This is a genomic window from Hymenobacter sediminis, from assembly GCF_003231285.1.
Lineage (GTDB): Bacteria > Bacteroidota > Bacteroidia > Cytophagales > Hymenobacteraceae > Hymenobacter > Hymenobacter sediminis.
This window is the reverse complement of the sequence record NZ_QKNS01000001.1, coordinates 306,672-319,593: the sequence shown is the minus strand read 5'-3', so window position 1 is coordinate 319,593 and position 12,922 is coordinate 306,672. Positions and strand designations below refer to the sequence as shown.

At 59.2% G+C, this 12,922-nt stretch carries 9 protein-coding genes; 6 read left to right on the top strand and 3 right to left on the bottom strand.

Annotated features, from left to right (window positions below):
• The first annotated feature begins 18 nt into the window (after positions 1-18).
• Both DNI29_RS01300 and DNI29_RS01295 read left to right on the top strand, forming a co-directional pair.
• Positions 19-1,209, top strand: coding sequence for a glycoside hydrolase family 88 protein (locus tag DNI29_RS01300; RefSeq protein ID WP_110976264.1), 1,191 nt, complete (start codon positions 19-21; stop codon positions 1,207-1,209).
• Between the two features lie 77 nt (positions 1,210-1,286).
• Positions 1,287-2,105 (top strand): DUF2490 domain-containing protein, encoded by an 819-nt coding sequence (locus DNI29_RS01295; protein WP_110976263.1) that lies wholly within the window; start codon positions 1,287-1,289, stop codon positions 2,103-2,105.
• A gap of 9 nt (positions 2,106-2,114) precedes the next feature.
• Here DNI29_RS01295 and DNI29_RS01290 read toward each other — a convergent pair whose 3' ends face one another.
• The 3 genes from DNI29_RS01290 to moeB all read right to left on the bottom strand — a co-directional run bounded on the left by DNI29_RS01290 (position 2,115) and on the right by moeB (position 5,159).
• On the bottom strand, positions 2,115-2,456 hold the full coding sequence (locus DNI29_RS01290; protein ID WP_110976262.1) for a hypothetical protein: 342 nt from the start codon (positions 2,454-2,456) through the stop codon (positions 2,115-2,117).
• 6 nt (positions 2,457-2,462) lie between these two features.
• Positions 2,463-3,626 (bottom strand): putative sulfate/molybdate transporter, encoded by a 1,164-nt coding sequence (locus tag DNI29_RS01285; RefSeq protein ID WP_110976261.1) that lies wholly within the window; start codon positions 3,624-3,626, stop codon positions 2,463-2,465.
• A 426-nt stretch (positions 3,627-4,052) separates the two neighbouring features.
• Complete coding sequence (gene moeB / locus DNI29_RS01280) at positions 4,053-5,159, bottom strand: molybdopterin-synthase adenylyltransferase MoeB (protein ID WP_110976260.1); 1,107 nt, start codon at positions 5,157-5,159, stop codon at positions 4,053-4,055.
• A gap of 292 nt (positions 5,160-5,451) precedes the next feature.
• Here moeB and fdhD point away from each other — a divergent pair, with 292 nt between their 5' ends.
• The 4 genes from fdhD to DNI29_RS01255 all read left to right on the top strand — a co-directional run bounded on the left by fdhD (position 5,452) and on the right by DNI29_RS01255 (position 12,894).
• Entirely contained in the window at positions 5,452-6,327 is an 876-nt protein-coding gene (gene fdhD / locus DNI29_RS01275; protein WP_110976259.1) for a formate dehydrogenase accessory sulfurtransferase FdhD, read from the top strand.
• 638 nt (positions 6,328-6,965) lie between these two features.
• The gene (locus DNI29_RS01265) at positions 6,966-7,289 is read left to right on the top strand and encodes a DUF7009 family protein (protein ID WP_110976257.1); all 324 of its coding nucleotides are present in this window, start codon (positions 6,966-6,968) and stop codon (positions 7,287-7,289) included.
• A gap of 45 nt (positions 7,290-7,334) precedes the next feature.
• Positions 7,335-9,893, top strand: a complete 2,559-nt coding sequence (locus tag DNI29_RS01260) for an FdhF/YdeP family oxidoreductase (protein WP_110976256.1) — start codon at positions 7,335-7,337, stop codon at positions 9,891-9,893.
• A gap of 448 nt (positions 9,894-10,341) precedes the next feature.
• Positions 10,342-12,894 carry an FdhF/YdeP family oxidoreductase gene (locus DNI29_RS01255; RefSeq protein WP_110976255.1) on the top strand — a complete coding sequence of 851 codons (2,553 nt, stop codon included), beginning with the start codon at positions 10,342-10,344 and terminating at the stop codon, positions 12,892-12,894.
• The last annotated feature ends 28 nt before the right edge of the window (positions 12,895-12,922 follow it).

The window sequence follows — 12,922 nt, the reverse complement described above, 5'->3', positions numbered from 1 at the left end:
TTGCTGTAGCTTGACGCTATGCTCCGTCCTTCCTCCTTCCCGCGTTTGCTGGCCGCACTGTGCCTAGCCTTATCCGTAGTGCTGCCTACCTCGGCTCAGCAGCGCAAAGTCAATGTGCAGCAGGAGTTTGCCCGCGCCGGGCAGCAGCTCACGCGCCTGCTCCAGACCCACCCCGACGTTACGAAGTTTCCTTACTCCAGCCGGCCCGATGGCTCCCTCAAGGACACGCCCTCGGAGTGGTGGACCAGCGGCTTTTTTGGCGGGACGCTGTGGTACATGTATGAGTACACCAAGCAGCCCCAATGGCAGCAAGCCGCCGACCGTTGGACCCAGGCCATGGCGAAGGAGCAGCACAACACCGGCACCCACGATTTGGGCTTCATGCTGTATTGCCCCTTTGGCAATGGCCTACGCTTAACCAAAAACCCGGCCTACACGCCCGTGCTGCTTACCGGGGCGAAGTCCCTGGCCACGCGGTTCAACCCGGAAGTCGGGCTGATTAAGTCGTGGAATGAGTTTGCTGGCTATCAGTACCCGGTCATCATCGATAACATGATGAACCTGGAACTGCTCTGCTGGGCCGCCCGCACCTCCGGCGACTCCACCCTGCGCCGCCTCAGCATCACCCACGCCGACAACACGTTAAAGAACCACTTCCGGCCCGATGGCAGCACGTACCACGTCGTCTGCTACGATGAGCACGGGCAGGTGCTGGCGAAGAAAACCGCCCAGGGTGCCGCCGATAACTCGGCGTGGGCGCGGGGGCAGGCCTGGGCCATTTACGGCTACACCACCATGTACCGCGACACCAAGCTGACCCGCTACCGGGACCAAGCGCGCAAAACCGCCGACTTCTTCCTCAACCACCCCAACCTGCCCGCCGACAAGATTCCGTACTGGGATTTCAACGCCCCCAACATCCCCCGGGAGGAGCGTGATGCTTCGGCGGCGGCCATTGTGGCCTCGGCGCTGCTGGAGCTGCAACAGTACTGCCCCGCCCCCGATGCCAAGCGCTACCGCCAGGCCGCCGAGCAGATATTAGTGAGTTTGAGTAGCCCCGCCTACCGGGCTACCGTAGGCGAGAACAACAACTTTCTCATTAAGCATTGCGTGGCTCACAAACCGGCTAAGTCGGAAATAGATGCACCCCTGACTTACGCCGATTATTACTACCTGGAGGCATTGCTGCGCTACAATCAACTGAAATAAGGGCCCACAATGACAGGATGCTGTAGGCTAGCTCTGCCTCGGCGTGCCTACTTTCGCATCTCATTGCGCCCTACCCCATGTCTGCTGCCACAACCCGCATTACTTTATTTCTGACAGCTGCTCTGAGTGGCCTAGCCAGCCAGGCTGCCCAAGCTCAGACCAACGCCGTGCAGGACCGCCAGACTGGAACCTGGCACATTGCAACGGTGGTGCTGCCGGGCGGACCCAAACACTGGGGCGGCTACGTGGAGCTGCAGGCCCGCTCCAACGGGCTGTTTCGGCAATACTTCTACACCGAGATGAAGGGGGGCATCAGCTATGATGTAGCGAAGAATTTTACGTTCATGGTGGCTGGGGGCCGCTACTCTACCTCTGACTACCGCGACCTGAGCGAGGGGCCGCTGAACGCAGAAAAGCGCCTTTGGGAACAGGTAACTTTCACGCACTACAACGCCCGCCTGAAGGTGGAGCACCGCTACCGGGTAGAGCAGCGCTGGTTCACCTTCCGCGACGGGATAGTACCGGCCAATTCTTCGCGCTACCGCAACCGCATCCGTTACCGCCTGAACGCCTTTATTCCGCTCAATAACAGCACTGTCACCAACAAAACGGCCTTTCTCTCCCTCTACGACGAGGTTTTCTTCAACCCGAAAGGACCTTTTTTGGAGCGCAACCGCGTGTACGGCGGCGCGGGTTACCAGTTTGATTCGCACTGGACGGTACAGGCCGGCTGGTTGCGGCAGTCAAACTACACGCCTGCCAGCTACCAGCAAAATGTATTTACGCCCCAGGGCACCGTCAGCAAAAACAACCTGGTGCTCTCCGTGATGTATCGCCTCGGCCGCCGCAACACTGAAGGTCCCGCACCAGAATACGTGCCCTCGCAGCCCGACTAACCAGCAGGCCTAGGCGGCAGAAGCATCTGCAGCGGCGGGTATCAGGCTTAGGGTGAGGGTGTGCCGGGGTTGGCCCGCGTAGAGCATGTGCAGCTCCAGTACCAGATATTCCTCGGTAGCGGCCTGCACCAGCAGGTACAGGGCATCTTCCTTGCCGGGCTGCCTGATTTTGTCGGCCTGCCGGGTCCAGTGTCCTAGCGGGTTATCGGCGGGGTGGGCAGATGGAGGCGCATCGAGGTAGCGGAAGTCAAACAGCATGCTTTCCCCAATGCTGTAGTAGCCCTGAAACGGCTGAGGCCCCGCTTCTACTCGCACCGTTTTCCAGATCTGACAGAGTATATGTTCTTCCATACGCAGCTATTTTCCTAGGCCTACCCACCCCCGCTGCATGGCATAATACAGCGCGGTTCCTACTACCAGGCCCACAAGGTAACCATAGGGCAAGCCGCTGCACAACAGTCCTACCAGCAAGGCCAACAGTAAATCGGAGCGGGAGCCGCTGATGTCGCGGAGCAACGTGGCTAGGGTCAGAGCTTCAAACAGCAGGAGCACCCCCAAAACCGGCAGCGGGAAGATGTGCACAATTTGCTGGAAGCCTTGGCTAAAGAACAGCCCTAGCACCAAGAACAACAGCCCATACAGCACCACCGAGCCGCCCGTGCGCCCCCCAAACGTGTAGTGTCCTACCATGCCCCCGGAGCCATGGCATACCGGAAAGCCGCCCAGGAACGGATTCACCAGGTTCATGAGGGCATACGTGAAGCTGATTTTGCGCACCGTGAGAGGCCGCTCAGGGAAATAATCGTCTACTACCTGCTTGGTCGCCAGCACCGAGTTGCCCAACGACAGCGGAATCTGGGGCAGGGCCAGCAGCACGGCGCCCAGCAAAATATCGGCGCGGGCGGGCACGTGCCAGCTGGGCAGGTGCAGGCCCAAGGCACGCTGGGCAGTGGCCAGATCGAGCTTAAAGATGAGGCCATAGGTTACGCCCAGCGTCAGGACGATGAGGGCGGCGGGCCAGCGCCGATTGCCCAGCAGTACCACCGTCACGAGGAAACCTGCCGCGGCCAGCGCGTAGCCGGGCAGGCCATCGGCGGGCACGTATTCTTTCAGAGCCAGGGTAGCCAGCTGCAAGGCCAGCCCAAACTGAATGCCGCGGATAACAGTCTTGGGTACCAGCCGGGCCAGGGCATCAATCAGCCCCGTCACCGACAGCACCATCATGCTGATGCCAATGGCCAGCCCGCCCCCAAAAATCACGCGGCCCGGAATTTTCTGAGCAATAACCAAGGCTGCGAAGGCCTTCAGGGGCTGCACTGGCATGGGCATGCCATACCACAGTCCCGAAAACAGCTGCATCAGCCCGAACATGATGAGCACCCCGGCGCTATCCATGCCCGAGGCCGCAATAACCCCGATAAGTAAGGGCAAATCCGTGCCTAAGTCTCCGAAAGCACCAGCCAACTCATTTCTATCAAAACGAATACGGGGGCGAGACGGAAAGGTAGCTGTAAGCGGCATTCGGTTTGAAACTATGAAAGGGGTAGGAAGTGGGAAGAAGCCAAGCAGCTTCAGGAGGTAGGCAGGGCAGGAATGTAGAATTTTAACTACCCAGGCTGTGAAGCACAACCAACGACAAAATCTATATCTAGTTCTTTTCCTTAGATGATGTTGCGCATCACGTAAGGAGAGGTAGAAGTGCTTGAAATACTAAAGGTAAGCCTGTTCTCACCTGTCATGTCGAGCTGGTCGAGACATCTCGCTCGAATCGTTGGGGTAGTAATCCAACGCCAGCACGCGAGATGTCTCGACCAGCTCGACATAACGTGCGGGGGTGTTTCATTAGTCATCCACCCTTGGCCCCTATTTCTGAAGAGGAAAGAAACCAACTCCGACAGTAGCTTCAGCACGCTGCACTTGGGTCGACATCGTTTTCTTCTGGCCCGCTTAGCCTTTTACTACAGCTTCCTCGCTTTCCTCCCAAGCCAGAATCCCGCCGTCGAGGTTGATGAGGTTAGCAAAGCCGAACTCGTTTTGCAGACGCTCCACGGCTTGCTGGCTGCGGCGGCCGGAGCGGCAGTACACCACTACGGGGTGCTGCTTGGGCAAAGTAGCTACCCCCTTTTCCAGGCTGCTGAGGGGTAGGGAAGTAGCACCGGATAGGTGGCCAGCGGCAAACTCGTGGGGCTCACGCACATCGAGCAGAAAAGGCGGCTGGCCTGACTCTAGCTGCTCTTGCAGCTCGGCCACCGAAATAGTGTGCATGCCGGCTCCGCATAGGTCGGCGTAGTCGCGGGTGTCGGCGGTGTCGAGGTGGATGGCGGCCTGCTCGGGGCGGCGGGCAAACTTGAGAGTGCGGGTCTGGAAGGTCAATGCATCGAACATCCAGAGCCGCCCCGACAGCACTTCGCCGAGGCCCAGAATGACTTTCAGCGTTTCCGTGGCCTGGGCCGTGCCCACTAGGCCAGGTAGCACGCCCAGCACGCCAGTGGCGTCGCAGTTGGGTGCTTCCTGGGCCGAAGGCGGCTGCGGAAACAGGCAGCGGTAGGTGGGTCCGCCCTGGTAGTTGAACACCGAAACCTGCCCCTCAAACTTGTAAATAGCTCCCGACACCAGCGGGCGGTTCAGGCTTACGCAGGCATCGTTGAGCAGGTAGCGGGTAGGGAAGTTGTCGGAGCCATCCACCACCACATCGTACTTGCTAACCAGCTCGCGCACGTTGCCCAACCGGGCCCGGCAGCTATGCACCTCCGTGTGCACTAATGGGTTGATGCGCCTGATAGCGCGGGCGGCGGCTTCGACTTTTAGCTGGCCCAGGTCGGCGGGACCGTACAGTATCTGGCGCTGTAGGTTGCTGCGGTCTACTTTGTCGGCGTCCACAATGCCCAGGGTCCCTACCCCTGCGGCGGCCAGGTACTGCAGAATGGGGCAGCCCAGCCCACCGGCCCCCACCACCAGCACGCGGGCGTTTTTCAGCTTCTCCTGCCCGGCCTCGCCTATTTCGGGCAGTTGCAAGTGGCGGCGGTAAATCTGGCGTTCTTCAGAGGTAAGCATGGGGGTAATAGGTGACAAGTGATAGGTGACTGGTTCGTGACGAGGGTGAGGGGGTTGTAAGAGAACAGCAATAGGAATCAGGGCGGCAAGTGACAAAGAAATGACTTCCCTGCTACCTAAAACACTTTTCTACTTTACTTCCCTGTTACCTGTCACGATTCACCTGTCACCTCCTCCACCTCAAACTTACTTCCGGGCCATAAGGTTAAACAAATGCCGCCGCGCCTACGTCTGGCTTCCTGGGCGCCAGTTCTGGTGGCTTTTCTTTCCTCGCTCCTTTCCGATTCCTGCCGTGTCCGCTCCCGTTTTCCTACCCCCTACCTCCTACGACTACGTGACCGTGCACAAAGTGCAGGGCTCCGACGTGACCACCGCCTCCGATGTGCTGGCCGCCGAAGAGCCTCTGGAAATCAGGGTGGGTTACGGCCCCACCGGCCAGCGGGAGCACCGTACCCTGTCCATCACCATGCGCACCCCCGGCCACGACTTTGAGCTGGCGGCTGGCTTTCTGCTCACGGAGGGCATTATCAGGGGTAGGCAGGATCTGCACGGCGTCATCTACTGCCCCGATGTGGAAAAGGAAGAAGAGCGCGAAAACGTGGTGCGCGCCGAACTGGCCCCTACCACCACGCCCGATTTGCCCCGCTTAGAGCGCCACTTTTACACCAGCAGCAGCTGCGGCGTGTGCGGCAAAACCAGCATTGAAGCTGTGCATGCTGCGGCCTGCCCCGTGCTGCCTAAAGCCGGCCCCTACGTGGACCCTGCCGTAATACATCAGCTACCGGAGCGGCAACGGGCGGCCCAGGCCCTGTTTGAGCAAACCGGCGGCCTGCACGCAGCGGCGCTGTTTTCGCCGGAAGGTGAGCTGCTGCTGCTGCGCGAAGACGTGGGCCGGCACAACGCCCTTGATAAAGTAATTGGCGCAGCGCTATTTCAGGAGTTGCTGCCCCTAAATAACACCGTGCTGCTGGTGAGCGGACGGGCCTCGTTTGAGTTGGTGCAGAAGGCGGCCGTAGCGGGCATTCCGGTACTGGCAGCCGTAGGGGCGCCCAGTTCCCTAGCCGTTTCCGCCGCCCAGGACTTCGGCATGACTGTTTGCGGCTTCGTGCGCCAGAACCGCTACAACGTGTACTGCCACGAGTGGCGGCTGCGGCGCGAGGGAGAGTAGAGTGCGAAGCCACTTCCAAAGGTTCTCTAACAGCCTAGAAGTAAGGCTGACTTACCACCATTTATGCAGGTGCATACTGCTCAGCCACCACCATAAGCATCCCCATACTACTGTGGCCAGGAAGTAACAAGCAACTAACTGCCACCCTGACTGAGTTCGTTTTTTCAGTAGTATCCGCTGCCCTAGCCTTCGGATTATGACAAGGGAGGCACAAAGCAAGAGAAACGCATTCGCCAGACAGGCCATAGCAGCCAATCGCTTACCGCAGATAACAAAAATAAACACTGCCATTCCTTCAATTGCAGTAAGCAAAAGGATTCCGGCCACAAGCAGAAGCGCAAAAACTAGTCCGTTGAGAACCAACAGCGGCCGGAAAGAGTGTATAGGCGTAGGAGGAGAGGTCATAGCAACAGCAGGTGAGCCGCAAAGTATCATAAGTAAAAATAAGCCACTCGTACCCGCACTAACCCACGCATAACGCTTTGGCAGGTTTATCGACTGGGGCGCTTTACTACATCGATCAGCAGCGCACTTATTTCACAATAACGTTCAGATTTCCAAATAACTACCACCCCTACACATAAGCGCCACCGCAACATCCTACCACCCGGTTGCGTCTGACTTGTAAACCCTATCGCATGAAACTTCGCATCGAAGACAACTCGCTCCGCCTACGCCTTTCAGAAGAAGAAGTACAACAATTTGCTGATGCTGGCCGGGTAGCGGCCGTGGTGCCCCTGGGCCCAACCGATACCGACAGCCTGACCTACGCCCTGGAGCGGGCTGAAACCGAAGAATTTCGGGTTACCTACGGGGCCGGGGCCATTACCGTGAAAGTGCCCGCGACCCTGGCCACACACTGGACCACCACCGACCAAAACGGCCTTTCCGCTACCCTCATGGTAGCCGAGGACCAACCCCTGAAAATCTTAATTGAAAAGGATTTAGACTGTCGCCATTAGCGCGCAGTTCCGTCCATCCCCTCATCGTTCTTTCCATTCCGCGTCATGGACAAATCTCCCGCTTACGACCCCAGCCAGGCCGGCAAAACCGAGCAGCAAACTGCTGGCAACAACGTTCCTAAAAGCGGTGAGCGACCCGACCAGGGCACAGCGCCCACCAGTGACAACTGGAGCACCTCGCCGGAACGCGAAACCCTCGACGACCGGCCCATGGAAGCGCCCGACACGTTAGGGGCCAAGCACAAGCACCCCATTCTGGCCCAGCCACCCGAGGAGTTCACGGGCCTGAAGCTGACCAAGCCAGCCACGGTAGCGGCCGGCATCACGGCCGTACTGAAGTCGGGGGCCTTTGCCTTTGACTACGAGGGGCCCGTGCGCGGCACTCACGCCCTGCTGAAGATGAACCAGAAGGACGGCTTCGACTGCTCTAGCTGCGCCTGGCCCGACCCCGACGACCACCGCTCCGTAGCCGAGTTCTGCGAGAACGGGGCCAAGGCTACTACCTCCGATGCGCAGTCGGACCCGGTGGGGCCGGAGTTTTTTGCCAAGCATAGTCTGGCGGATCTTTCCCGCATGACGGACCGCGACCTGAACAACGCCGGCCGCCTCACCCACCCCATGGTACTGCGGCCCGGTGCTACGCACTACACGCCCATTTCCTGGCCCGAAGCCTTTGCCCTTGCCGGGCAGGAGCTGAACGCCCTGAGGTCGCCGAATGAGGCCATCTTCTACACCTCGGGCAAGGTGCCTAATGAGCCGGCCTACCTCTACCAACTGTTCGTGCGGCAGTTTGGGACCAACAACCTGCCCGACTGCTCCAACATGTGCCACGAGAGTAGCGGCGCCGCCCTGAGTAACACCACCGGCCTGGGCAAGGGCTCCGTTACGCTCAATGACTTTTATGAGGCCGAAGTCATCCTCATTATTGGGCAGAACCCGGGCACCAACCACCCGCGCATGCTCACGGCTCTGCAAAAGGCCAAGAAGAACGGAGCCAAGATTATCAGCATCAACCCCTTGCACGAGGCGGGCCTGCTGCACTTCAAGAACCCCCAGGATTTCATGAATCCCCTGAAAGCCCTGGGCACGTTGCTTGGCGATGGTACGCCCATCACCGACATTTATCTGCAGGTGCGCATTAACTCCGACCAGCTGGTAATGCGCGGCATCATGAAGTGCCTGCTGGAAGCTGAGGCTCTCAACCCCGGCATGGTGCTCGACCAGGAGTTTATTCGGGAGTACACCACGGGCTACCCCGAGTTGGTGGAAACCCTGAACAAGACTACCTGGGCCGATATTGAAGAGGCCAGCGGCATTTCGCGGGAGCAAATCCACGAAGCGGCCAGCCTGATTGCCCGCCATAAGAAGATTATTACCTGCTGGGCCATGGGCCTGACCCAGCAGAAAAACGGCGTGTACACGATTCAGGAAATTGTGAACATGCACTTTATGAAGGGCGCCGTGGGCATCCCCGGCGCCGGCCTGTGCCCGGTGCGCGGCCACTCCAACGTGCAGGGCGACCGGACCATGGGTATTTGGGAGCGGCCGACTGATACGTTCCTGGATGCGCTGGCTAAGGAGTTCAATTTTGAGCCACCCCGCGAATATGGCTGGGATGTGGTGGAAGCCGTGAAAGCCCTGCACGATGGCAAGGTGAAGGTGTTTATGGCCATGGGAGGCAACATGCTCTCGGCCTGCTCCGACACCGAGTTTGTGGCCGAAGGCATGCGTAAGCTACGCCTTTCCATTCACGTGACGCCCAAGCTCAACCGCAGCCACCTCGTCAATGGCGAAATGGCCCTGCTGCTACCCTGCAAAACCCGCATCGATATTGACATGCAGAAATCGGGGCAGCAGTTCATGACCTGCGAGAACTCCATGGGGGTAGTGAGCATGAGCAAAGGCGTACTCGAACCCATTTCTGAACAGATGCTGAGCGAAGTAGCCATTGTCTGCGGCATTGCCCTGGCCACGCTGGGCGAGCGGAGCACCGTGGACTGGGTAGGCTGCACCGAAAACTACGACCTCATCCGGGAGTACGTGGCGCGCACCATTCCGGGCTTCGAGGACTTCAATACCAAAGTGCGCCACCCCGGTGGCTTCTACCTGCCCAATGGCCCCCGGGAACGGAACTTCACCACCGAAAACGCCAAGGCTAACTTCACCAGCACCCCCCTGGAGAAACACACCTTCGAGCCGGGCCAACTGGTAATGATGACCATCCGCAGCCACGACCAGTTCAACACCACCGTGTACGACTACAACGACCGGTACCGCGGCGTGCACGGCGAGCGGCGCGTCATCTTCCTCAACCCCGAGGATATGGCCGAGCGCGGCATCAAGGAGAAAGGCCTGGTGAATATTACCAGCCACTTCCAGGGCCAGCAGCGCCACGCCGAAAACTTTATTGCCATTCCCTACGACATTCCGAAGGGTGACTGCGCTACCTACTTCCCCGAGGGCAACGTGCTGGTGCCCATTGGCTCGGTAGCTTACAAGAGCAACACGCCTACCTCCAAGTTTGTCATCGTAACGGTGGCGCCGGTAGACGTACCCATTGGCACCCAGATTCCGACTTCGGAACGAGTGACCGTACCCGCTTAGCACTTCCCTCAGCCTACAACCAGCCAGCCCGACCATGCACATGGTCGGGCTGGCTGGTTTAGTGCCCAGTTGGCTGGCCGCAAGGAAGGCTCTACCCCTTGGCTCAGAAGCCATGAATGTTCCTACAATGTACCAGCCGCTCGGGCTACCGGCACTCCAGACCAGCAAGGCCAGTCATATTATAGGTAACCTCCGTTGGCACTTCTGCGTCTGAGAAAGTACGCAATGTTCAGCCTGAGGCTCAACATAACGCGGGCCTGTCTGGTTGATAACTACCTGATTTCGTCTAGTATTCACTCATCGTGCGGGAGCATTGAGCCGGCTGGCTGGAAACTACCACCCGGTCCGGCTTATCGAATTCCTGAATTTTCACTGAAAAAGAACCGGCTGCTCCAACCCACCCGTTGCGTGTTCCGGTCCGTTTCCCTTTCCTCTTGTTCTGCTTGTCATGGAAGATTCCCCCATCAACGACCCCGGCAAAGCTGGCAAAACCCACCAGCAGGCCGCCGAGAACAACGTGCCCACCAGCGGGCAGCGGCCCGACCAAGGCACGGCTCCTACCAACGACCACTACCGCCCCGACCCGCAGCACGAGCGGGACGAGTCGGTGATTCCTGCTCCCGATGTGGCTAACGCGAAATACCACCACCCCATTCTGGCTCAGCCCCCGGAAGCGCCCACCGGCATCCGGCTGGAGCAGCGGGCTACCGTAGCGGCCGGCGTAACGGCGGTACTTAAATCTATGGAGTTCAGCTGGGGCGAAAGCGGCGTATCGCGCGGTACGCAGGTATTGCTGAAGATGAACCAGAAGGATGGCTTCGACTGCTCTAGCTGCGCCTGGCCCGACCCCGACGACCACCGCTCCGTAGCCGAGTTCTGCGAGAACGGCGCAAAAGCTTCGGCTTCGGATGCTGACAGCAAGCCGGCTGGCCCGGAGTTTTTTGCTAAGCACAGCCTGGCCCAGCTTTCTCAGATGACGGACCGCGACCAGAACAACGCTGGCCGCCTGACTCATCCCATGGTGAAGCGCCCCGGCGACAACCATTACTCGCCTATTGCCTGGCCCGAAGCCTTCAAGATTATTGCCGACAACCTGAACGCCTTGGACTCGCCCAATGAGGCCGTGTTCTACACGTCGGGCAAGGTGCCCAACGAGCCGGCTTTCCTGTTTCAGCTCTTCGCCAAGATGCTGGGCACCAATAACCTGCCGGACTGCTCCAATATGTGCCACGAGAGCAGCGGTGCCGCTCTCAGCCCCACCCTGGGCCTGGGCAAAGGATCTGTCACGCTCAATGACATTTATGAGGCGGAGGTAATCCTCATCATTGGGCAGAACCCGGGTACCAACCACCCGCGCATGCTCACGGCCCTGCAGAAGGCCAAGAAGAACGGGGCCAAAATCATCAGCGTAAACCCGCTGCTGGAAGCCGGCCTCATGAACTTCAAAAACCCCCAAGACTTCATGAACCCCCTGAAGGCTCTGGGCGCATTAATGGGCGACGGCACCCAGATTACTGACCTGTTCCTGCAGGTGCGGGTAGATGGCGACATGGCCTTGCTGCGCGGCATCATGAAGCACCTGTTCGAGGCCGAGGACCGCAACCCCGGCCAGGTAGTAGACCGCGCCTTTATTGCCGAGCACACCACGGGCTTCGAGTCGTTTGAGCAGAACATCCGCAATACGGCTTGGGAAGATATTGAGGAGCTGAGCGGCATTTCGCGCGAGAAACTGCTGGAAGCTGCCAACCTCATTGCTCGCAAGCAGAAGATTATCACTTGCTGGGCTATGGGTGTAACGCAGCAGCGCCAGGGCGTGCAAACCATCCAGGAAATTGTGAACCTGCACCTCATGAAGGGCGCCATCGGCAAGCCCGGTGCGGGCACCTGCCCCGTGCGCGGCCACTCCAACGTGCAGGGCGACCGGACCATGGGCATCTGGGAGCAGCCCACCAAGGAGTTCCAAGATGCCTTGGGCAAGGAATTCAACTTCACTCCGCCCTACGAGCACGGCTACGACACCGTAGAGGCCATTAAGGCCATGTACAAAGGCAAAACCAAGGTATTCTTCAGCCTGGGCGGCAATCTGCTGGCCGCCGGCCCCGATACCGAGATAATTGCCGAGGGTATGCGCAAGCAGAAGCTGACGGTGTTTGTAGGCACCAAGCTCAACCGCGGCCACCTGACCACCGGCGAAACCAGCCTGCTCCTCCCCTGCTTCGCTCACGCCGACATCGACATGCAGAAGTCGGGGCAGCAAATGACCTCTTGCGAGAACTCCATGGGGGTAGTCAGCCAGAACAAAGGCGTGCTGGTGCCCGTGGAAGGCCAGATGATGAGCGAAGTGGCCATTCTCTGCGGTGTGGCTATTGCTACCTTAGGCGAGCGGATAAACATTGCCGACTGGGTGGCCATGACAGAAAACTACGACGTTATCCGGGACCATATTTCGCGGGTAATTCCGGGCTTCGAGAAGTTTAATGAGCAGCTCCGGCAGCCCGGCGGCTTCTACCTGCCCAATGGCCCTCGGGAGCGGAAGTTTACCACCAAGAACGGCAAGGCCAACTTCACCACTACTGAGTTGGAGAAGTACCAGGTGGAGCCCGACCAGCTAATCCTGATGACCGTGCGCAGCCACGACCAGTTTAACACCACCATTTACGACTACAACGACCGGTACCGGGGCGTGTATGGCGAGCGGCGGGTGCTGTTCATGAACCCGCAGGACATGGCTGACCGCGGCATCAAAGCCAAGGACTTCATTGACATTACCAGCCACTTCAAAGGGGAGAAGCGCACCGTGGAGAAGTTCATTGCCGTGCCCTACGAAATTCCGAAAGGCAACGTGGCCGCTTACTTCCCCGAGGCTAACCCGCTGGTGCCGGTAGGCAGCGTGGCTAAAGTCAGCAACACGCCTACCTCCAAGTACGTGGTAGTAACCGTGGTGCCCACGCGCAAGACCGTAGGTGCCCCACTGGAAGAGCGCTTGGCGGTGGAGGCGTAACGCGCCCTACCCCCCTCGTTTCGTTCAA